The sequence below is a fragment of the Flavobacterium psychrolimnae genome (genome assembly GCF_003312425.1).
In the GTDB taxonomy this organism is placed as follows: domain Bacteria; phylum Bacteroidota; class Bacteroidia; order Flavobacteriales; family Flavobacteriaceae; genus Flavobacterium; species Flavobacterium psychrolimnae.
This window is the reverse complement of the sequence record NZ_QNUX01000004.1, coordinates 132,351-156,750: the sequence shown is the minus strand read 5'-3', so window position 1 is coordinate 156,750 and position 24,400 is coordinate 132,351. Positions and strand designations below refer to the sequence as shown.

Below are 24,400 nucleotides of genomic sequence, written 5' to 3'. Positions count from 1 at the left end.
CAAATAACGGTTATCTGATTAAAGTACAATAATATCAAATTTATTGTCCAATGGTTTGAGTTGTTTAACCAATGTTGGAATCAGATTTTCGCCGTATTCCAAATAAAATTCCGAAAAATTAGTTTGTCGTTCCTGTAAACTTTGGTTGGGGAATAACTCATTTTGTAACTCAGTGATGCGCTGTAAAATATCGCTTAACTTTCTTTTTTGTGCTTTCAGTAAGCGTTTCTCTAGATTTTCTAATCCTTTGGTTTGTTTTGCTTCCTGCGCTTTTACAGCTCCAATGAAGGCTTCATCTGTTTTATTTGCTACTTCATAAAGTGCACTAAATTGTTTTTGCAATTGGATTCTAAGATGCCTTAAATCGACTGGGAAATCTGATAATTCTTTGGTTTTAGTAGTTATTAAATGGGCTTGTTTTGAAAATAAATCGGCCCAATTCAAGTCTAATTTGTCTGCTTTTTTAACTTGCTTTTCAGTGGCTAATAGCACAGAGTTTCTAAGTAAAAGTATTGGAAAAGTTACTTTTGCAGCAGCAAAAAAGGATTTTAGCTCCAACCAATAGGCAATTTCTCCACCTCCGCCAATGTAGCAAAGATTAGGCAAAATCACTTCCTGATATAATGGACGCATAATCACGTTTGGACTGAATTTCTCTGGATGATTTTCTAATAATGTTAGAATTTCTGTTTCAGAAAACTCAATTTTAGTGTGATTTACTTTGTAGGTATCGTTTTCAAAGATGATACGTTCTCGTAAATCATCTTCGATATAAAATAAATTGATTTCACGAGGATTCACCTGAACTGTATACTCTTTTAATTTTTCAGCAGTTTCCAAAACTAATTTATGGGAGGATTGTTGTAGCAATTCTTCTTTTACAAAAGGGATAAAGTTGCGTTTTAAGTCAGCATTATCCGCATCCAAAATAACCAAACCATACGCGCCAAAAAGCGCATTAGCCAGAAATCTAGTAGCATCGGCTAAATTATTGTGATTGAGATAGGAATCTTCAAACAGTTTTTTTAGCGTATCTGCATTTGTACTGGAGCCTAATTCCAAAGTATATACTTCAAGAAATTCATATAAACCTTCAGTAGACAAGCGGCCAACAGGACCTGTACTTTCTTTGTTCCAACGGAATTTTTTGCCTTTAAAGTTGAAATAATTGATTTCTTCAAAATCATGATCTTCAGTCGCCATCCAGTAAATGGGTACAAAATTATAGGTTGGATATTTCGCTTTTAATTCGGTTGTCAAATTAATAGTTGAAATGATTTTATACAAAAAATATAAAGGTCCGCTGAACAAATTTAACTGATGTCCTGTTGTAACAGTAAATGTATTTGGGTTATTTAAAGCGGCAATATTTTGTTTGGTCAAAACCGATGTTTCAACTTTTGAATATTGTTTTTCTAATGTGGAAACTAATATTTGTCTTTTATGAGTACCGTTCTCATTGAAGTTTGCTTGCTTTTCTTGGATTTGTGCCTCAAAGTTCTCAAGTGTTGGAAATCGGTTGTATAAGGATTGTAAGTTTGTTTTTTTTTCTAAATAATCATTCATCAAAGAAGAGAAATATCCTGAATTCTGATAGCTGATACAGTCGGTTGGCATAATAAAGTTTTATATGTTGCTAAATTACCAATAATAATTGGAACTATAATATTTGTTACTTTCGAAAAATAGTGTCATTTTTATCAAAAAAATTAACAATTTTATGAAAGATAATTTAAAGCATTCAAATAAAAACTCCTTAAAACATGTTCTTTTTGGCAGTTTAATTGGCACAACTATAGAATTTTTTGATTTTTATATTTATGCAAATGCTGCAGTTTTAGTTTTTCCTCAATTGTTTTTTCCTTCAAATGATAGTACTAATTCCGTTTTGTTATCCTTAGCGACATTTTCAATAGCTTTTCTTTCCAGACCTTTAGGTTCTGCGGTCTTTGGTCATTATGGTGATAAAATTGGACGTAAAACCACTTTAGTAATTGCGTTATTAACAATGGGGATTTCAACAGTTTGTATTGGTTTTTTACCAAGTTATGCCAGTATTGGAATTACAGCTCCTTTATTATTAATGTTATGTCGCTTTGGTCAAGGAGTTGGTTTAGGTGGCGAATGGGGAGGAGCGGTATTACTGGCTATCGAAAATGCTCCACCTAATAAGCGAGCTTGGTACGGAATGTTTCCGCAACTGGGAGCACCAATAGGTTTATTGCTTTCGGGTGGTACTTTCTTGATTTTGACAGATACAATGACTTCCGAAGATTTTCTTGATTATGGATGGAGGATTCCTTTTATAGCGAGTTCATTATTGGTTGTTGTAGGTTTTTATATCCGATTAAAGATTACCGAAACTCCTGCTTTCGAAAACGCTAAAAAAGAGAAAGAAGAAGTTAATATCCCATTTTTTACTTTACTGAAATTTTATAAAAACCAACTAATTTTTGGCACATTTGCAGCGATTACTACTTTCTTGGTTTTTTATCTCATGACGGTTTTTACACTTAGCTGGGCAACTTCTGATTTGGGTTATTCCAAAAGAGATTTTCTATTGATGCAATTGTTTTCGGTATTGTTTTTTGCACTTTTCATTCCTGTTTCAGCTTTAATTGCGGATCGTATTGGCAGAAGAAAAATGCTTATTTACGCAACAATTGCTATTGCTATTTTTGGTTTTACATTTTCTTTTTTCTTGAATTCCGGCAATACAGTTCTTGTGACTTTATTTTTATGTGTTGGAATGGCTTTGATGGGATTCACATACGGTCCTTTAGGAACTTTTTTATCTGAACTGTTTCCTACAACGGTTCGTTATTCAGGAACTTCTTTAGCATTTAACTTGGCAGGAATCATTGGAGCTGCTTTTGCTCCTATGATTGCAATTTGGTTAGCAACTCAGTATAGTTTGACTTATGTTGGGTTTTATTTGAGTACGGCAGCCTGTATTTCTCTATTTTCATTGTTGATGGTCAGCAAAAAAGAACATAAATTTTGATAATTTTTTATCGTTTCAAACTAAAATGTCCTTTGTATTCATTTCCATCTGTTCTTGTTGCGATAAACCAATAATCATCTGCTGGAAGGGCATATCCATTCATGGTTCCGTTCCAATTGTTATTTTGGATTAATTCTTTGATTAATTTTCCATAACGATCAAATATTTTTACAGTCAAGTTAGTTTCTAGTTCTGAAAATTTAATATTCCAATTGTCATTATAACCGTCTCCATTTGGCGTGAAATATTTAGGATACATTAATAAAAAGACTTCATCTGTGGCGGTTCCGCAACCATTTTTGTCTCTGACATGTACGGTATATTCGCCACTAAACAATGCCGAAAATTGATTGCTGTCCTGAAAATGCGTACCATCAATTGAATATTCGAAATCACCTTCACCTGATGCAAAAACGGTGATTATATTCTCATTATCAGTCCAGTCTTTAGTTTCAATAGCTGTAATTGTTGCAATGTTTGATTTTCGTACTTCAAAATTCTTAGTACTCGAACATGAAATTGTACTGTAATTAGTAGTAACGGTAACAGAATAAATTCCTGGATTTGCAACAACTATCGTAGATGTCGCTGCACCTGTTGACCATAAATAAGAATCGAAACCTGAACCGGCACTAATCGTGATTGTATTGTTTTCACAAATGGGAACAACATCTGGAATTGTTATTTTTGGTTTTGATAAAAGGGTTAGTTTTAATTCAACAATGGCATAACAAGGCGTATTTGAGTTGATGCGAACGTAAATTTTGTTCTCACCTAAAGCTAATTTGTAATTTGAAAAATTAGTTATTTGATTACCTGTCAATTGATTTTCTGCACCTAAAAAAGTCGAATAATAAGAAAAACTATATCCTGAAGTATTTGAAATCAGCTTCGAATTATAGTCTGATAAATTCACTTTCTCGGTGCCGTCATTCAAATCGTCACAAAATAATTCTTCATAATTATTTGCAGGCAAAGTGTTTATAAGTGAAATGGTAATAGCAAGTTTATTAAGACTTTCGCAGTTGTTTTCTGTTTGCGAAGCATAATAAGTCACGCCGTCTTGTAAAGGAGTTGAATTGGACAAAAGAATTCCGGCTGAATTATAACATTTTATCTGATTACCCGAAATTACAATGTTTTCTAGAGTTGGATTTTGACTGGAACACAACGTTTGATTTGTATTTCCTGTTGGAGCAGGAGTATTTTGGATATTTATTAGGACAGGAATTCTTTCACTTTCGCAGCCACTAATGGTTTGCGATGCGTAATAAGTGGTTCCGTTTTGTAGTGGAGTTGTGTTTGATAAAAGAGTTCTATTGGTTAAAGCAGTATACCATTTTATGTTTTGACCCGTAATTGCAATGTTACTAATTGTTGCATTTTGTTGAATGCAAAAATTTTGTGGCGAAGTTGAAATTGGTACCGGCTGATTACTAATTGTTATGGTTTGGTTTTGTGTTGATGTATTTCCGTTTCCATCATTATAATTCCAAACCACAGTATAGGTTCCGGGAAGGTTATACGATAGTGCATTAGTAGTTGTTGCTGTAATCGCTCCTGCACAACTATCGGTCGCTGTTGGTATTGTAGTAATTACAGTATTACAATCACCGCTAATTATAGGAAGTGAAGTAAGATTAGGAATTGGCGATTCAACATCACCAAAAATTACATCAATTATTTTTGTATCGTCGCAACCGCCAGTTCCGGTAATCAAACATGAATATTGACCGCTATTTAGAGCTGTTGCATTAGGGATTGTTGGATTTTGTTCCATTGATGTGAATCCGTTTGGTCCAGTCCAAGCATAATTTGTTCCGCCAGATGCTTTTAGTTCTATGGTATTTCCAATACAAATTGGGGAATTGGAAGAGATTTCAGGAGAAGAAAGACAATCTTGAAATTTGGCTAAATATATATTATATAGCCCACCTAATGAATTTAGCATGTAATTTTCTTGATGTGCTCCCGGAGTTGAAATTCCTGTAGTACTGTTTGTATTACCTACTAAATAAATGTTATCCAACTGATCCAACGACATTTTATTATTAACATCCGCAGCTCCATTATTTCCTTCATTACCATTTCCTCCATAATAAGTACCCCATTCTCTTTGTCCGATTTCATTTAACTTTATTAGATAGGCATCCTGTCTCTGAATACTGGAAGAATATGATCCAGCAGTCGCTATACCTGTTACCTGATCTGTACAACCTGTAATGAAAATTTTATTATTTGAATTGACCTTTAAATCCTGTATTACTTCTCCGAAATAAGTACCCCAAACTAAACTTTGTGTAGTAACATTAAATTTGGAAATATAACTGCTGAAATCTAAATTTAGGGGTAAATTTATGAAATTTTCATTAAAAGTTCCAGCACTTTTCAAGTTATCATGGCTATTTGTAATCCCTGTAAAATATAATAAGTTGTTATTTATTTTTGATTTTGTAATGGTTGCACTAGTATTTCCACTAAAATAAGTACCCCAAACTCTTTGACCATCTAAAGTAAATTTAGCGATCATCCCAGAAGCAAAGCCAACCATATTTGGTTGATAAGAATTAGAAGTCGATATACCATTAGTACTGCAGGTATTTCCAGTTACATATAAAAATCCATCATCAGAAATATTTGACGAAAAAATTTGATCCCCATCAGTTCCTCCAAAATAAGTACCCCAAACTCTAATTCCCTGAGTAGTAAATTTAGCAATGAAACCATCATCATCAAGATAACCTGGTGCATGAGAAGGTTGATGTGTATTACTTGTGGCAATGTTTCCATAGCTACCTGTAACACCAACCAAATAGACATTGTTGTCACTGTCAAAACTGATGTCATTTCCTTTATCGGCTGAAATACCTCCATAATAAGTTCCCCATTCTCTTATTCCGGATGAATTTAGTTTCACTAAAAAGGCATCGTCATATTCAGCATGTAGTGGCTGATGTGAACCGGGAGTTGATACATTTGTTTCTCCCCAAGTTTTCCCAGTGAAATATAGATTTTCATTAGAATCTACTTTAATAGTTGATGGAGTAGTGGAGTAATAGACTCCCCAAATTCTTGTTCCATTTGAATCGAATTTAGCTATAAATCCATTAGTATAATAATATGGTACTGGAAAAGATCCTGATGTAGCTATATTTGTTGTGCTTGATGTATAGCCTGAAATATAAACATTATTATTTTTATCATTACATATGTCAGTTGAGTATTCACTATTGTTACCAGCATAATAAGTTCCCCAAAGTCTCACCGGTACTGGGTCTATAATTACGGTTTTGTCAGAAATAGAATATTTGGTTTCAAATCCATAAATATTATTTTTTATTTTTTTGTAACCAATAGTAATTCCCTTTTTCTCTTTCCCGTCTTCTGTCCAACTAGCGGGCAGGGTTTCTTCCATTTTACCAAAACGAACATTCATTTGGATCTTGTTATTAATTAACTCCGTTTTGGCCCCATTAAATTTCATTTGGATATCCGAAATTTTACCGTTTGGATGCACCACAAAATTATATTCCACGGTTTTCAAAGAGTCTTTTGGAATTGAAAAAACTACATCAATATTAGGGTAAATATTTTTATACGTAATTTGTTGGTACTGATGTACGTTAATAACACCTTCGGGTTTACTCGGGATATTGTAATAATTGTCGTAATCTTCAGAAGCTTCTGTTGTAACTAATTCTACGTTGGGATTAGAATTAATAAAATCGATATCTATTCTATGAAATACATATTCTAAAGTGTAATCTGGTATATTTTCTTTATTGTAATCTAAAGGAGAAAAGCTTCTTTTTTCTTCTATCGAATGTCTTATAGGATGTTTTTTGATCTCATAAATATCATAAGAAAATCCATTTTTCTTTAACTGTACATTTAGTCCATTTGAATTTAACAGGTACTTTACAGCTGGATTCGCTTTTCCTTTTTGGTCAATAATCTGGCCTTTATTTTCTTTAAAACCGATCGATTGATTTTTATTTTGAGCTAATAATGGTGTAATTAACAATAAAAATAATAGCAGTAATTTTTCTTTCATCTGTGCTGTTTAATCAGTTTTTGCTGGGTTATAATTGCTACCGCTTTAGACTAAAATGTCCTTTATATTCTTTGCCATCAGCTCTATTTATTACAAACCAATAATCATCGGAAGGAAGTTCATATCCATTCAAGGTGCCGTTCCAATCGTTATTTTGGATTAATTCTGTGATTAATTTTCCATAACGGTCAAATATTTTCACAGTCAAGTTGGTTTCCAAATCTGAAAATTTAATATTCCAAGTATCATTAAAACCATCACCGTTTGGGGTAAAGTATTTAGGGTACATCAATAAAAAGACTTCATCTGTGGCGGTTCCGCAACCATTTTTGTCTCTGACATGTACGGTATATTCGCCACTATACAATCCCGAAAATTGATTGCTGTCCTGAAAATGAATCCCGTCAATTGAATATTCAAAATCACCTGTGCCAGATGCAAAAACGGTAATTGTATTCTGATTGTCGGTCCAATCTTGTGTTTCTACAGAAGTAATGTTGGCAATGTTTGATTTTCGTACTTCAAAATTCTTGGTACTCGAACATGAAATTGTACTGTAATTAGTAGTAACGGTAACGGAATAATTTCCTGGATTTGCAACAAGTATCGAATATGTCGTTGCGCCTGTTGACCACAAATAAGAGTCGAAACCTAAACCAGCATCAATAGTAATGGAATTGTTTTCACAAATGGGTACAACATCAGGAATTGTAATAATTGGTTTCGATACAAGAGTTAGTTTTAATTCAACAATGGCATAACAAGGAGTATTTGAATTGATACGGACATAGATTTTGTTGTCGCCTAAAAATAATTTGTAATTTGAAAAATTAGTTATTTGATTACCTGTCAATTGATTTTCTGCACTTAAAAAAGTCGAATAATAAGAAAAAGTATATCCTGAAGTATTTGGAATTAAATTAGAATCGTAAACTGATAAATTCACTTTCTCGGATCCGTCATTCAAATCATCACAAAATAATTCTTCATAATTATTTGCGGGTAAAGTGTTTATTAGAGAAATAGTAACAGCTAGTTTATTAGGGCTTTCGCAATTGTTTTCTGTTTGCGAAGCATAATAGGTCACGCCGTCTTGCAAAGAAGTTGAATTGGACAAAAGAACGTTGGCTGAATTATACCATTTTATCGCATTTCCTGAAATTACAATGTTTTCTAGAGTTGGATTTTGACTGGAACACAATGTTTGATTTGTATTTCCTGCTGGAGCAGGCGTGTTTTGAATGTTTATTAGGACAGGAATTCTTTCACTTTCGCAGCCATTAATGGTTTGCGATGCGTAATAAGTGGTTCCGTTTTGTAGTGGAGTTGTGTTTGATAAAAGAGTTCCATTAGTTAAAGCATTATACCATTTTATATTTTGACCCTTAATTGCAATACTACTAATTGTTGCATTTTGTTGAATGCAAAAGGTCTGGGGAGTATTAATTGTTGGTTTCAGTATCGAATTGATAAAAGAGATTATGGTAGCTTTGATTGCATCGGAAATACATCCATTAGTATTTTTGATTTTGATAAAATATTCTCCTGAATTTAAAAAAGTTGAAACTGCTAAAGTATTCCATGTGATACCATTATCAAAACTATATTCAGATGCTACAGTATTAATTGTAATTTTCCCTTTAGAATTATTACAATTTGGTTGAGTAATAGTATAGGTTGGGATAGTAGGAAAGTCCGTAGGTAAATTTATTTGAATACTAACTGATTCTGATTCACAGCCTGCAGAATTCTTAATCTTAATCTTATATGGTCCGGAAGGTAAATAAGTAGCAGTAGCATTTGTTGTCCAACTTAATCCATTATCAAAACTATAAGCAAAGGCAACTGTTGTAATACTAATTGAACCAAAGGGATTCGCACAACTTATTGGTTGAGAAATGACATAATTTGGTGTTTCTACTGCATCAAGAGCTGGATTGATAGTTACTTTAACAGATGGAGATGGGCATCCGATAGAACTATTTTTAATTTTAATAAAATAGTCACCTGGATCTAAATCTGTAGCAGTAGGGCTAGATGACCATGTAAGTCCGTCATCAAAACTATATTGATTAGCATTAGTATTTACAGATATTTTTCCTTTGGACGAAGTACAGCTACTAGGCTGTTGGATTGAAATAATAGGTTTTTGAGCAGGCGGATTTACATTGTAAAGATAGACTGAACTGTAATTTGATTCGCATCCTAAATTGTTTTTTATTTTTAAATCATAAGATCCTGGTTGCAAATTATTAAAAGTTCCACTAGTATACCAAGTGATTCCGTTATCAATACTGTATTGAGCTGTAATTGTAGTTATGCTTATGGTGCCTAAAGATTGACAATTTGGCTGTGTTATAGAGTATAAAGGTGCATTTAGGAAAAATGGTGGAACATAAATGTTGATAGGATAGGATTCGCATCCTAGTTCATTTTTAATAATAACTGCGTAAATACCTGCCTCTAAATTTTGTGCTATAGGATTTGTACTCCAAGTAGCACCATTATCAAAACTATAAAATGCTGACGGAGTGGTTATTGAAATACTTCCTCCTGTTCCGCAAATAGGATTTGTTTTTGTATAGCTTGGATTTGGTAAATAATAATGATATAATGTTTCTACTCTGGACCAAGATTCACAGCCTAAGTTGTTTTTTACTTTAATTAAATAATTTCCAGCCGATAAATTTGTAGCAGTATTGTATTGACTCCAAGTCATACCTCCATCAAAACTATATTGATCAAACATAGGATCTACTGTTATAGTTCCTCTGTTTCCAGATTCGCAAGTAGGTTGAGTAACTTGAATATTAAATCCCGTTAAATACTCCTCGGTGAAATGAACTGAATTAAGAGTTTCCGAGATACAACCAAATTCATTTTTAATTTTAGGATAATAAAAACCATTAGGTAGATTAGTAGCTTTAGGGTTTGTCCCCCAAGTTTCTCCCCCATCAAAGCTGTAAAATGTTGCCGGTGTGGTAATTGTAATAGTTCCTCCTTTACCACAAGATGGATTAGTAACGATAAAATCAGCCTCTTTTATTTTAAAAGGCATTATTTCGGTAATTAGATTTCCTGACTCGCATCCTGCAGCATTTTTAATTTTTAGTTGATACTTAAATCCTACTGGAAGATTTAAAGCTGTAGGGTTAGTGCTCCAACTTAAACCACCATCAAAACTATATAAGGCGGCTGATGTCGTAATGGTAATACTTCCTGTAGCGTTGCTATCACAAGTTGTTGGTTGCACTATTGTATAAGCCATATTATCAAGGAAATTTGGGTTAAGAACAAATCCATTCGCTGCACTTATACAGCCTGATTTGTTTTTAATCCTAATAAAGCCACTTACGGCACCATTTGGATATTTAATGAGATTTGGATCTGTACTCCATGTTGCTCCATCATCAAAACTATAAAATTCAGCAGGAGTAGTTATGGTAACAATTCCTGGAGTAGTGCAAGTAGGTTGTGTAGCGACAAATTCAGGAGCTTCTAGAAAATAAGTATTATTTATAGTAGCGGCAGTAAAATTTGATTCACAACCTAAAGAATTTTTTATTTTTAAGAAGTAAGTTCCAAAATCTAAACCAGACTTTGTTGAGTTTGTACTCCACGTTACTCCTCCATCAAAGCTGTAAGATACAGCAGGAGTTGTAATCGAGATACTCCATTTTGATTCCGTTTCGCAATTTGGATCAATTATTTTAAATGTCAGATCATCAAGATAAAAAGGAGGTAAATAGGCATATTCAACATCGGATTCACAGCCTATTTCATTTTTAATTTTTATATTATAATAACCCGAAGCTAAATTAGATGCCGTTGGATTTGTTGTCCATGTTTCACCATTGTTAAAGCTATAAAAAGCTGCAGCAGAAGTTATGGTAATGCTACCATTTGTAGCACATGATGCCTCTACTAGGGTGAATGTAGGTTTAGGTAAATAAAAATTAATTTTAACTTCAGAAACAAGAGATTCGCAACCCAATGCGTTTTGTGTTTTTAAGAAATAATTGCCAGGTTTTAAATTTGAAAAAATGGGTGTTTCCTGCCACGTTTTTCCGTTATCAATACTGTATTTGTTTGAGGGTTTTAAAAAAGAAATAATTCCGGTTTCACTACATGTAATTGGTTGATTAACTTTGAATTCAGGGTAAGAATTCACATACTCATTAAAATAAATTTGATATATATGAGGTTTAGATACACATCCATTTTCGTTTTTAATTCTAACATTATAATAACCATTAGGTAAATTAGATGCAGTTGAACTAGTTGTCCAAGTTTCTCCATTGTCAAAACTATATTCGGATGCGGGTGTGGTAATGTTAATAGTTCCCCCTTCGTTGCAGGTAGGCTGCGATATAGTATAAGCTGGAGATTCAATATAGAACGGAAAGAGAAAGACACTTTGTGCAAAAGATTCGCATCCGCTACTATTTCTTATTTTTAGTAAATAATTTCCTGAAGCTAAATTTGTTTTGATAGCATTATTTTGCCAAGTGGTTCCATTATCAAAACTAAACTGCGATGCTGAGGTGGTTATAGTGATAGTTCCTCCTGAATTACAAGTTGGTTGAATAGTTGAAAATGCTGGTCTGTCTAGTAAGATTGGGGGATCAATTGTTACAATTGTAGGTGTAGAAATACAACCAGAACTGGTTCTTGTTTGAATATAATATTTTCCGTATTCTTTTGTGACAAAGTTGGCATCTGTTTGCCATACCAAATCTTTTGTAACATAATTGTCATCTGAAAGGAAAGCCAAACCTTTATCAAAACTATATTCTATTCCCGGTTCATTAACTTTAATATAACCATTTGTATCTTGACAAGAAGGTTGAACTACTGTTACAGAAGGATTGGGAATTGAATTGTTTACAGTTAATTTTGAGCTTATGAAACATTCATTTCCATACGTAACTTTTACAGTATATTCCCCCAAATTTGTTTTAAGTGAAGGAATTGAATAAGATTTATTAGTTCCTCTGTTTATCGCTATCCCGTTTAAATACCATTGAAAAGTTGTTCCTAAATTCAGGGTTTTATTCAGGTTAGCAGTCAATGTTAAATCATTATTACAGAAATTTCCACTCTGGATAATAGTAACACCAAAATTTTCAGAAGTATTTAATCTTAAATTATCATATAAGAAAGAAGGCTCATAATCAGTGTTAAATGATGGAGGTAATGTTTTCTCTGGTCCTATCATTATTGCGTTAATCTCAATATTTGGGATAAAACTAATTGTTATTTCTCCCCAAACAGTTTGTGGTTGGTATAAAACTTTTCCAATTTCAACCCAGGATTGGTCAAATGAACTTGGATCTGAATTGGTATATAATGGTAAATTATCTTTTTTGTTACATCCATAAAGTGTTACATAAGTAGGCGCTAAAAAATTAAAATCAAAACGTTTACTTAAGTTATTTGTTTCGATACCCATTAATGTAGCAATATTCAGTGTTAACTGATAATTTACTCCAGTAACCAATGGAGCTGATAATTTAGTAGCGATATATTCTTTTTTATTGTTTTTATATACAGCTCTCACAATTCCTTTACCGTCTGGGAAATTTTCAAGATTTTTCGTATAAATAGTATTAAAAACATTGCAGTCTTTGTTTATGTAGTCTGGAGATGGGATTGTTCCTTTTGTCCAATGATTGATTGTCAGAATGTCATCAAAACCTTGAGGACAAATTGTTTTTTCTTCAAAAGAAGGATTCGGAAGTAGTGAAGTTATTACAGAGTTATTGCAAATACAATCACTATCATTTAAGTCAATTTTTCCGTCACCATCATCGTCAATACCATTGTCACAATTTTCTTGTGCAGAGCAGAAAGCAGAAAATAATAAAAAAAGGAAGAGTAATTTTAGATTCATTTGTTTAATTTAAACAACCGTAAATGTAATTAAATATCTACAGATTACATAAAAACTAAAAAATGCATTATTTTATATTTGAATCTAAAGAATAAATAAAAATGTAGCCTTTTACTTTTGTGAAAAGAATAGAATTATCCCTTATTTTTGCACCAAACTTATTTCTTTTGAAAACCAAACTATTCCTCATCACGCCTCCTTTTACCCAACTGAATACACCGTATCCAGCAACTGCATATATTAAAGGGTTTCTGAATACTAAAAATATTGAGTCTGTTCAGGCGGATTTGGGTATTGAAGTAATTTTGAAATTGTTTTCAAAAGAAGGACTTGAAAATTTGTTTAAAGTCGCAAGTTTAAAGTTTAACGTTGGAGAAGTCTCAGATAATTCGAAACGTATTTACGCTTTGCAAGATGAATACCTTAAAACTATAGATCCTGTCATTGCTTTTTTACAAGGGAAAAATCCAACATTGGCACTTCAAATTTGTCAGGAAGATTTCTTGCCGGAAGCGTCTCGGTTTGCACAATTAGAAGAATTAGATTGGGCTTTTGGAACTATGGGAACACAGGATAAAGCGAAGCATTTAGCGACTTTGTATCTCGAAGATATCTCTGATTTTATTGTGGAATGTGTCGATGCTAATTTTGGTTTTAGCCGCTATGCAGAACGTTTAGGAAGATCGGCAAATTCTTTTGACGAATTGTATGAAGCCCTGCAACAAGAGCCAACGTACATTGATACCGTTCTTCTTTCTATTTTAAAAGAGAGAATCGAAACCATTCAACCCACATTATTCTTGATTTCAGTTCCGTTTCCAGGGAATTTATATTCAGCTTTTCGTTCCGCACAATGGGTCAAAAAGCATTATCCGAATATAAATATTTCAATGGGTGGCGGTTTCCCAAATACGGAACTGCGTTCGCTTTCGGATGCTCGCGTTTTTGAGTTTTTCGATTTTATTACTTTGGATGATGGCGAAGCACCAATTGAAGAATTGATAAATGCTGTCACTTCGAGCGCAGTCGAGAAGCTATATAAAAGAACTTTTCTGTTGGAAGACGGAAAAGTCGTTTACAAAAATAATTCCCTAAAACACGATTACAAACAATCGCAAGTGGGAACTCCCGATTATTCGGATTTACTTTTGGATAAATATATTTCGGTTATCGAAATTGTGAATCCAATGCACCGAATGTGGAGCGATGGACGCTGGAACAAACTCACCATGGCACACGGTTGCTACTGGGGGAAATGTACTTTTTGCGATATTTCTTTAGACTATATTAAAGTATATGAGCCTGTTGCAGCCAATTTATTGTGTGATAGAATGGAAGAAATGATTGCCCAAACAGGAGAGAACGGATTTCATTTTGTAGATGAAGCGGCTCCTCCAGCTTTGATGCGCGCTTTGGCTCTCGAAATCCTTCGCAGGAAATTAGCAGTGACGTGGTGGACAAACATTCGATTCGAAAAAAGTTTTACCAAAGATTTATGTTTGCTTCTAAAAGCTTCAGGTTGTATTGCGGTCTCTGGTGGTCTCGAAGTGGCCTCGGATCGATTATTAAAACTAATTGACAAAGGCGTAACGGTAGAACAAGTGGCGAAAGTCACCCGAAATTTCACCGAAGCAGGCGTTATGGTTCATGCGTATTTAATGTACGGATATCCCACACAAACTATTCAGGAAACGGTGGACAGTCTCGAAATGGTACGTCAATTATTTGAAGTTGGAGTGTTGCAATCCGGATTTTGGCATCAGTTTGCGATGACTGCGCACAGTCCAGTAGGCTTGTATCCGGAGAAATTTGGTGTAGTGAAAGAAACCGAAGCGATAGGAACTTTCGCCAATAACGATATCAATTATACGGATGCAACAGGAATCGATCATGATAAATTCAGTTTTGGACTCAAGAAATCCTTGTTCAATTTCATGCACGGAATCTGTTTTGATTATGAACTGCAGGATTGGTTCGAGTTTAAAATTCCAAAGACTAAAATCTCCCCTGATTTTATATTTGACGCTTTACAGGAAGAGGAGGATTTCAACATCAAGCCTACAGCCAAAATCGTTTGGTTAGGCGGAAAACCATTTGTGGAACATTTTACCAAATCCAAAAAAGGAAATTCCTGGGAAATGATGACTTTGACTTTTCATGATAAAAAAGAAAGTTTCAATATTCAAACGAATAAAAAGGAAGGAGAATGGTTGGTTGAAATGCTGCTGAAAATTTCTGTTTTGAATGTTAAAATTTATAATTATCAAGAAGTTAAAGCTGATTTCGAATCAAATTTGGAAGACTTTGAATTGTTTTGGTACTCAAAGCCAATTAAAACCCTTAGAGAGTTTGGATTATTAGTCTTGTAAATTTATTTCATATAACTATATCTATTTAGCATAAAACTTTTATTTTTCGATTACGAAAACGTTTTCTTTTACTTATTTTTACGATTCTAAAATAGAAACAAATGAGTATTGGTTATAAAGTTAATGTAAACGACACTTTTCAGTTTGATTTGGAAAAGGAAAGTGTTTCACAACTGGATGCAGTGCGTGTGGAAACGAATAAATTCCATGTTCTACACGAAAACACTCCTTATCAAGCGGAAATTATCACTTCTGATTTTCTTCAAAAAAACTACACCGTCAAGGTAAATAACAACACCTACACCGTTGCCATTTCAAATCCTTTGGATATTTTGATTAAGGAAATGGGGTTCGAAACGGGACTTACCAAACAAGTCAATTTTATCAAAGCACCTATGCCCGGATTGATTCTGGAAATCAGTGTTGTGGTAGGACAAACTGTAAAAGAGAATGACAACCTGATTATTCTTGGAGCCATGAAAATGGAAAACAGTTTCCTTTCGCCCCGCGATGGCGTTATTAAAACCATTTCGGTTGCGATGGGAGATGCTGTTGATAAAGGACAGTTGTTAATTGAATTCGAGTAGAGATAAAAGATACAAGATAAAAAGAACCAAGAATTTATATTTCTTTGCTCTTGCAGCGAAGCGGTCTTTATTCTTTTAGTCTTATTAAATATGAAAAAAATATTAGTTGCCAATAGAGGGGAAATCGCTATCAGGGTGATGAAAACCGCACAAAAAATGGGCATTAAAACCGTAGCAGTGTATTCAACTGCCGATAGAAATGCACCGCACGTAAAATTTGCTGATGAAGCCGTTTGGATTGGAGAAGCACCTTCAAGTGAATCCTATTTATTAGGAAGTAAAATTATAAAGGTTGCCAAATCCTTAAACGTAGATGCCATTCATCCAGGTTATGGATTTCTGAGTGAAAATGCAGATTTTGCTGAAGAAGCCGAAAAAAATAACATCATTTTTATTGGTCCAAAGTCGAAAGCAATAAAAATCATGGGAAGTAAACTAGCGGCAAAAGATGCCGTTAAGCAATACAATATTCCCATGGTTCCCGGTTTTGACGAAGCCATTACGGATGTCGAAAAAGCAAAAGTGATTGCCAAGGAAGTTGGCTTTCCTATACTGATTAAAGCATCTGCCGGTGGTGGAGGAAAAGGAATGCGTGTGGTAGAAAGCGAAGCTGATTTCGAATCTCAAATGGATCGCGCTATTAGTGAAGCGATTGCTGCTTTTGGAGATGGTTCTGTTTTTATCGAAAAATATGTGGGTTCACCAAGACATATCGAAATCCAAGTTATGGCAGACAGTCACGGTAATGTACTGTATTTATTCGAAAGAGAATGCAGCATCCAGCGTCGTCACCAAAAAGTGATTGAAGAAGCACCTTCTTCGGTTTTAACACCGGAATTACGTAAAAAAATGGGAGAAGCAGCCGTTTTGGTTGCGAAATCCTGTGATTATTTAGGAGCTGGAACGGTCGAGTTTTTATTGGACGAAAATAATAATTTCTATTTTCTGGAGATGAATACGCGTTTGCAGGTGGAACATCCAGTTACGGAATGGATTACCGATACCGATTTGGTCGAACTCCAAATCAGAGTGGCCAGAGGTGAAGAATTGGCAATTAAACAAGAAGATTTGAAAATTAAAGGACACGCGATGGAATTGCGTGTGTATGCTGAAGATCCGATGAATGATTTCTTGCCGAGTGTAGGGCATTTGGATGTGTATCAATTACCTGTTGGTGAAGGAATTCGTGTGGATAATGGTTTTGAGCAAGGGATGGATATTCCCATTTATTACGATCCAATGTTAGCCAAATTAATCACTTATGGCGAAACCCGTGAAGAAGCGATTCAAATTATGATAAAGGCTATTGAAGACTATCGTGTGGAAGGTGTGCAGACAACATTGCCTTTTGGGAAATTTGTTTTTGAACATGAGGCGTTTCGTTCCGGAAAATTTGACACGCATTTTGTAAAGAATTACTACAGTGCCGAAATGTTAAAAAATCAAATAGCGCAAGAAGCCGAAATTGCTGCGAAGGTCGCTTTGAAACAGTATTTTGAAGATCAAAAAATCGTACGCTTACTACATTAGAATAATGATTTTAAAAAAATTAGCGAATTAGCGGTTAAAAAAAGAATAGTATGAAAGACAAAATAGATACATTAAATCATAAAATTGCCGAAGCGCATTTGGGTGGAGGTAAAAATAGAATAGCAAAACAACATTCGAATAAAAAACTAACCGCAAGAGAGCGTGTCAATTATTTGATGGATGAAGGTTCTTTTGAAGAAATTGGGATGTTGGTAACGCACCGAACGTCTGATTTTGGAATGGAAAAAGAACTGTATTACGGGGATGGAGTCATTACTGGATATGGAACCATAAATGGGCGATTGGTTTATATTTTTGCTCAGGATTTTACGGTTTTTGGAGGTTCTTTATCTGAAACCCATGCTGAGAAAATCTGTAAAGTTATGGATATGGCCGTCAAAATGGGAGCGCCCATGATTGGACTGAATGATTCTGGTGGAGCACGTATTCAGGAAGGAGTTCGTTCTTTGGGTGGTTATGCCGATATTTTTTATAGAAACGTACAAGCTAGCGGTGTGATTCCGCAAATCTCTGCTATTATGGGACCCTGCGCCGGTGGAGCCGTGTATTCTCCAGCCATGACTGATTTTACCATGATGGTTGAAGATACCAGTTATATGTTCGTTACAGGTCCGAATGTGGTGAAAACAGTAACCAATGAAACCGTGACTTCGGAGGAATTGGGTGGAGCAAGTTCGCATTCTACTAAATCTGGTGTGGCACATATTACTTCTACCAATGATGTGGAATGTCTTGAAGATTTGAAGCGCTTGTTGAGTTATTTGCCACAGAGTAACAAAGAAAAAGCACATAATTTACCTTATGAACTTAATGACGAAGTTCGTACCAAATTAGCAACTATCATTCCAGATAATCCCAATAAACCGTATGATATGCATGAGGTGATTGGTGGAATAATTGACGAGGATTCCTTTTATGAAATTCATAAAAATTATGCAGAAAACATCTTGGTGGGTTTTGCTCGATTGGGAGGAAAAAGCATCGGAATTATAGCCAACCAACCGATGATTTTAGCGGGCTGTCTTGATGTGAACAGTTCGAAAAAAGCGGCAAGATTTACCCGTTTTTGCGATTGTTTTAATATTCCGTTATTAGTTTTGGTGGATGTACCGGGTTTTTTACCTGGAACCGATCAAGAGTGGAACGGAATTATCGTTCACGGTGCAAAATTGTTGTATGCTTTAAGTGAGGCAACCGTGCCGAGAGTAACTGTAATTACTCGTAAAGCGTATGGTGGAGCGTATGATGTAATGAATTCGAAACACATTGGTGCCGACATGAATTTTGCTTGGCCAACTGCCGAAATTGCCGTGATGGGAGCCAAAGGAGCCTCAGAAATTATCTTTAAAAAAGAAATTAGCGAAGCCGAAGATCATGAAGCAAAACTCTTAGAAAAGGAAGCGGAATACGCTGATTTGTTTGCGAATCCATACACTGCAGCACAACGTGGTTTTGTAGATGAGGTAATCTTGCCGCAAGACACTAGACGCAAATTGATAAAAGCTTTTAGTATGCTCGAAAATAAAGAGAGTATTACTCCTAATAGAAAACACGGAAATATTCCTTTGTAATTATTAGATAGAATTAAGATTTTAAAATTTGAATTACCCCAAAAAGTTAGTTACTCTTTGGGGTTTTTTATGGAAAAAAATTTTAAGACGCTGTTTATTTTTTGATGTAAGAATTTCCAATTCTAGATTTTGTAATAATTTGAATTTGCAATGCTGGTTCAGAGGAAAAAAAGGTAAAATAAATAAGTAGATAAAACATCAATGGGATCTAGGAGATAAATTCACAATTAAAATACAGATTGATTTAAGCTTTGAGTTAAATTAGTTGATAAATAGCTCATAAATGTGATAAACTGCATTAGTTTAATCGGTTGGGTTTTTTTTTGAATAAAAAAAGCTTACCTTGCGCCAGCTAAAAAAAAGTGATATATCTTACAAAACAATGCATAAGATTTTTTGATTACTTTTTTTATTTGTCTAATTATTATGAACAGATTATTTAATTTAAATACGTATTTCAAATTACTTTTGTTGATTGCTTCAACAACTGTTTTCTTTTTTCTACTATACACTTCACTGTATCTATATACGCTTAAGGAAGAAGAACGCTTCTATAAAACTACCTATGATCAGTATGATAATGAGGTAAAATCATTGTTCAGACTTAACTCTAAAACGCCAACAGCCACAATTATCGATGTTACATTTTGGGATGAATTAGTCAATTTTACTAAAACAAAAGATGAAAAATGGTACAATGATTTCATAGTAAGTGAATTTGAATCCTATGAAATGGATTATATCGGAATTTATGATTTAGATAAAAAAATAATAAATAAAACTACATCGAACAGGATTAAAAGTTTTGATTTTATTCCAAAAGAGATGATGAGCGTACTCTATGAATCTAAACTTAAAAGGTTTTATGTAAAAATTCCTGAAGGTATCGTTGAGGTTTTTGCCGCGACTATTCATCCTTCAAGAGATCCAAAAAAGCGTAAAACAAAACCTTCAGGCTATTTTTTTATGGCCAGACTTTTAGATAAAACTTTTTCGTCTTCTTTAGGAAATATAAGCAGTTCCAAAGTTAATTTGACTGATGCAGATTATGTGGCGAATCCCGAAGAAGATTTTGTTGTAGTAGCTTTGGATTTAAAAGATTGGAGAAATGAAGTAGTAAGCAAATTACTTTTTAAAAGACCCTTTAATTTAAATTACAGCAAAACAAAAGAAATTCTTTTTATAGTTGTGGTGGCCTCGATAATAAACATGCTTATTTTCATTTATTACACTAAAAAATGGGTTTATAATCCTTTAAAGTTAGTCAAGAATATCTTGGAAACCGGAAATGTTAAGTCGATAAATAGTTTAAGAAAATCCAAAGGAGAGTTTGGTTACATTGGAAATCTTTTTGAAGAAAATAATAACCAAAGGAAGCAATTAGAGATTGCCAAGCAAAAAGCTGAAGAAAGTGATACGTTAAAATCATCATTCTTAGCTAATTTATCGCATGAAATCAGAACTCCTATGAATGCCATCATGGGTTTTAGTGATTTATTGAATGATGATAAGCTGACAGAAAATGAGAAATCCGAATATTTAAAAATCATCAGAAATAGCGGAAATAGTTTAGTTTCAATAATTGAGGATTTAATTGAAATGTCCAGAATTGATGCAAAGCAAATTACGCCAAACTATAAAGGCTTAGATTTAGAAAAATGTATGGCCGATTTGCATAAGTCTATAAAAATCACCATTCCTAAAGAAAAAGAAATTGAGTTTTTTATAGTTGAAAGTGCAGATAAAATTCAGAAGAATATCTTAACTGACGAAACAAAACTGAAACAGATTATTGTAAATTTAATAACTAACGCAGTAAAATTTACCGAAAAAGGTTTCGTGTCTTTTGGATATAAAATAAACAGAGAAGAAGGAGTTGTAACCTTTACGATTCAAGATTCCGGGTTAGGAATTAGCGAAGATTATTCGAAAGTTATCTTTGATAGATTCAGAAGAATTGAAGATAATGCTACTAACGAAATGACAGGATTAGGTCTTGGTTTGTCTATCACTAAGGCTTATGTTGAAATGTTGGGCGGAGAAATAGGCGTACAATCTACAATGGGAATTGGATCTGTTTTTACATTTACAATACCGTTACAGTATGATGAAGCTGCAGTAGAAAGTTTGCCAAGGAAGAAAATATCCTTTTCTGGAAATTATGAGAATGAAACTATTTTAATTGCGGAAGATGACAATATCAATTTCTTGCTGTTAAAGAAAATTATTGAATCAAAAAACCATACCGTTTTACGCGCATTTAATGGTCAGGAAGCCGTAAATATATGTGCTGAAAACCCAGATATTAGTTTGGTTTTTATGGATATAAAAATGCCGGTTTTAAACGGTTTTGAAGCATTTGAACAGATAAAAGTATTCAAACCGGAACTTCCCGTTATTGCTCAGACTGCTTATTCCTCCTTTGAAGACAGAGAGCGAATCATGCAATTTGGTTTTATGGACTATATTACAAAACCATTGGATAAAGAAAAAATATTCGAATTATTGGATACTATTTTTATGGAAATTAATCCCTAAATTTTGAATATAAAGTACTCAGATTTCCATTTGAGTAGTTGTCTTTTTCTGTTAACCTTTTCTTCTGAATCAATTAGAAAATCTGCTTCCAAATTGATTTCCTATCTTCTAAACCTGCATTCACAAAGAATTTAAAATATAAATGACATGATATTTAAATCGATAAATCCATTTTCACAAGAAGTGATTGCGGAGCATGAAGTATTAACTAATTCGCAATTGAATCAAAAATTGCAATTATCCGAAAGTGCTTTCAAGATTTGGAAAAATACTTCTTTTCAAGAAAGAGCTGACAAGATGCGTAAACTGGCTAATATTCTCCGTGAAAACAAGGAGAAATTAGGATTGCTGATTACAAATGAAATGGGTAAGATCATCTCCGAAAGCATCGCAGAGGTCGAAAAATCAGCAGCAAATTGTGATTTTTATTCGGAGCATGCAGCAGAAATGTTGAAAGACGAGTATTACGATACGTCTTTCAAAAGTATGTCGGTTTATGATCCTATGGGAGCTGTTTTTGCTATTATGCCTTGGAATTATCCTTTCTGGCAAGTATTGCGTTATGCTGCTCCGGCAATTATGGCGGGTAATGTGACACTTTTAAAGCATGCACCAAATGTTATTGGTTGCGCTAAAGCAATAGAAAGTGTTTTTTTAGAAGCTGGCTTTCCCGAAGGTGTTTTCCAAGAAATTTCTATTGATATTCCTCAAGTAGAAAGTGTCATCGCTTCAAATATCGTTTGTGGGATCACATTGACAGGAAGTGAAATGGCAGGGTCATCTGTGGCTTCTTTGGCAGGAAAGCACATTAAGAAATCTGTTATGGAATTAGGCGGTTCAGATGCTTTTATAGTTTTGAATGATGCTGATCTTGAAAAAGCCGCAACAGTTGCAACGCAATCTAGGATGTTGAACGCAGGTCAGGCTTGTATTTGTGCCAAACGTTTTATTGTTACTGAAAAAGTTGCGGATGAATTCGTTGCTCTTTTTACGCAAAAAGTACAATTGCTGCAACAAGGAAATCCATTACAGAATGGAATTCAAATGGGGCCATTAGCCCGATTGGACTTAGCAGAAAAATTGGAAGGTCAATTGGCAAAATCACTTCAACAAGGAGCGAAACTACTAGTAGGCGGAGAGCGGGAGAATTGTAATTTCCAACCCACATTAATTGATTTTGTGGATTCGAATAATGTTGCGTTTCAGGAAGAAACTTTTGGACCGTTAGCTACTATCATTAGAGCGAAGGATGCAAATGATGCAGTTGCTATTGCTAATAATCACAGATATGGTTTGGCTGCGGCAATCTGGACCGAAGACCGTGAAAATGCGTATCAACTGGCGCGGGAAATTGAAGCGGGAAATGTATTCGTAAATTCTTTGGTACGTTCAGATTCCAGAATTCCTTTTGGAGGAATAAAAAAATCAGGTTATGGCAGAGAATTAGGCGCAATAGGAATCAAGGAATTTATGAATATGAAATCCTTAGTTATCGAATAACGATTATCACTAACTGGCACAATATTATTTTAATACACATTTGGTATAGAATGTTTGTATTTAGGATGTTAAATAAAGAATCGAGAACAGCATTTGTAATTGTAACAAATATGTTCTCGATTTTTCATTGAATTTATTACTAATTAATACAAGTTTCCAGAGGGTATCAGTTGCTTTGTTCTACTAATAGGTATATACTGCCGCTTTTAAATCTTTCGGATTATTGGAAAGAATTACAATAAATGGCGATCCTTTTAGTGCTGCATTCTGTTTCAATCGTTTTTCACCGTTATCTGAAAACGATACAGGAGATTCTCCTTTAATTCCACCGTAAAAACTTGTGATTATTCCAGATTCTTTCAATCCTTCAGTTTGATGTTTTTCTAGCACAACAACCTTTTTATAATCAGATTTTCCATTCAGCTGAATTTTTTCTGATAGGATTGCTGAAGCAGTTTTTGATTTTTCATTCAGCTGTGACACGGCATATTGACTGATTGTTTTTTCTTCAGCACTTTGCGGTAAAGTGTAGTAAACTATATTATTTTCTTTTTTAATAAAGTTTACATCCATCGTTTCGCCATTATGTTTGACTATTTGATGTGTTTGAGCAAGTAAAGAAGTAGTAAATAAAAATGTGAACGCTATAAATAAATTTTTCATGTGTGTATAATTAGGAGTTTCTATGTCTCCATTTTTGGATTGGGACATAGATTAATAATGTTTTTTAGTAAAAAAATGGGTTTAAGCTTGTTCTGGTGGTGGAGTCAGATTCTGTAAAATAAACTCTTTAATTTGAAACGAATCAAGAGAATTGATCTTTCTACTCTCAAAAGAATCGTATTCAAAACAATTTATAATTTCTATTGTAGCAAGAAAGAGTGTTTTAGATTTACTCTCTAATGTGTTTTCTTCTGCATTTTTTTCGGTTTGTTCGTATAAATCTCTATTCTGCTCATTTGAAAGCATAGACAATTTCTCGCTTATCCAAAAGGAGGAAAAAGCGACAAATAATAGCAAAACGGAAAACTTAATTAGTAATCGAATCATGTTATAAATTTAATGAAAAAGGATTTTTTATGCTATTAAAATTTTCATAAAAAATAGAGAAATAAGCCTGTAGCAAAACTGACGGAATCACAGTTTAATTATTGACTTAATTAGTTTAAATTTTGGTGAAATTGAATCAATTTATGAAATCTCAATCTAATGTTTTTATATAAATATCGTTTTTGTGTTTTTAATTAATAAAACAATACACCCCTATTTTTAATGGGTATATTGTTTTATTTTATTTAAATATTTGGCGTATTCGTGTATATTTTGATTAAAC

12 protein-coding genes are annotated in these 24,400 nt (G+C 33.8%); 7 read left to right on the top strand and 5 right to left on the bottom strand.

Going from position 1 to position 24,400, the window contains the following annotated elements:
* Positions 1-18: 18 nt before the first annotated feature.
* A complete protein-coding gene (gene bshC, locus DR980_RS06010) occupies positions 19-1,617 on the bottom strand; it encodes a bacillithiol biosynthesis cysteine-adding enzyme BshC (RefSeq protein WP_113634351.1) in 1,599 nt (532 codons plus the stop codon).
* 103 nt (positions 1,618-1,720) lie between these two features.
* Between bshC and DR980_RS06005 the strand changes: the two genes are divergently transcribed.
* On the top strand, positions 1,721-3,004 hold the full coding sequence (locus DR980_RS06005; RefSeq protein WP_113634350.1) for an MFS transporter: 1,284 nt from the start codon (positions 1,721-1,723) through the stop codon (positions 3,002-3,004).
* A gap of 7 nt (positions 3,005-3,011) precedes the next feature.
* On the opposite strand, the gene DR980_RS06000 is transcribed toward DR980_RS06005, so the two are convergent.
* Both DR980_RS06000 and DR980_RS05995 read right to left on the bottom strand, forming a co-directional pair.
* Positions 3,012-7,058 carry a DUF7948 domain-containing protein gene (locus tag DR980_RS06000; RefSeq protein WP_113634349.1) on the bottom strand — a complete coding sequence of 1,349 codons (4,047 nt, stop codon included), beginning with the start codon at positions 7,056-7,058 and terminating at the stop codon, positions 3,012-3,014.
* A 37-nt stretch (positions 7,059-7,095) separates the two neighbouring features.
* Positions 7,096-12,951 carry a T9SS type B sorting domain-containing protein gene (locus tag DR980_RS05995; protein ID WP_113634348.1) on the bottom strand — a complete coding sequence of 1,952 codons (5,856 nt, stop codon included), beginning with the start codon at positions 12,949-12,951 and terminating at the stop codon, positions 7,096-7,098.
* A gap of 167 nt (positions 12,952-13,118) precedes the next feature.
* Here DR980_RS05995 and DR980_RS05990 point away from each other — a divergent pair, with 167 nt between their 5' ends.
* The 6 genes from DR980_RS05990 (at position 13,119) to DR980_RS05965 (ending at position 23,067) form a co-directional block, all read left to right on the top strand.
* A complete protein-coding gene (locus tag DR980_RS05990; protein ID WP_113634347.1) occupies positions 13,119-15,320 on the top strand; it encodes a B12-binding domain-containing radical SAM protein in 2,202 nt (733 codons plus the stop codon).
* Positions 15,321-15,421: 101 nt separating this feature from the next.
* The gene (locus DR980_RS05985) at positions 15,422-15,907 is read left to right on the top strand and encodes an acetyl-CoA carboxylase biotin carboxyl carrier protein subunit (protein WP_113634346.1); all 486 of its coding nucleotides are present in this window, start codon (positions 15,422-15,424) and stop codon (positions 15,905-15,907) included.
* A gap of 90 nt (positions 15,908-15,997) precedes the next feature.
* A complete protein-coding gene (gene accC, locus DR980_RS05980; protein ID WP_113634345.1) occupies positions 15,998-17,437 on the top strand; it encodes an acetyl-CoA carboxylase biotin carboxylase subunit in 1,440 nt (479 codons plus the stop codon).
* Positions 17,438-17,487: 50 nt separating this feature from the next.
* Positions 17,488-19,029 carry an acyl-CoA carboxylase subunit beta gene (locus DR980_RS05975; protein ID WP_113634344.1) on the top strand — a complete coding sequence of 514 codons (1,542 nt, stop codon included), beginning with the start codon at positions 17,488-17,490 and terminating at the stop codon, positions 19,027-19,029.
* A 426-nt stretch (positions 19,030-19,455) separates the two neighbouring features.
* On the top strand, positions 19,456-21,567 hold the full coding sequence (locus tag DR980_RS05970) for a response regulator (RefSeq protein WP_113634343.1): 2,112 nt from the start codon (positions 19,456-19,458) through the stop codon (positions 21,565-21,567).
* 147 nt (positions 21,568-21,714) lie between these two features.
* A complete protein-coding gene (locus tag DR980_RS05965) occupies positions 21,715-23,067 on the top strand; it encodes an NAD-dependent succinate-semialdehyde dehydrogenase (protein WP_113634342.1) in 1,353 nt (450 codons plus the stop codon).
* A gap of 183 nt (positions 23,068-23,250) precedes the next feature.
* Here DR980_RS05965 and DR980_RS05960 read toward each other — a convergent pair whose 3' ends face one another.
* Together DR980_RS05960 and DR980_RS05955 are read right to left on the bottom strand one after the other, a co-directional pair.
* Complete coding sequence (locus DR980_RS05960; protein ID WP_113634341.1) at positions 23,251-23,778, bottom strand: hypothetical protein; 528 nt, start codon at positions 23,776-23,778, stop codon at positions 23,251-23,253.
* Between the two features lie 33 nt (positions 23,779-23,811).
* A complete protein-coding gene (locus tag DR980_RS05955) occupies positions 23,812-24,117 on the bottom strand; it encodes a hypothetical protein (protein ID WP_146779220.1) in 306 nt (101 codons plus the stop codon).
* Positions 24,118-24,400 lie beyond the last annotated feature (283 nt).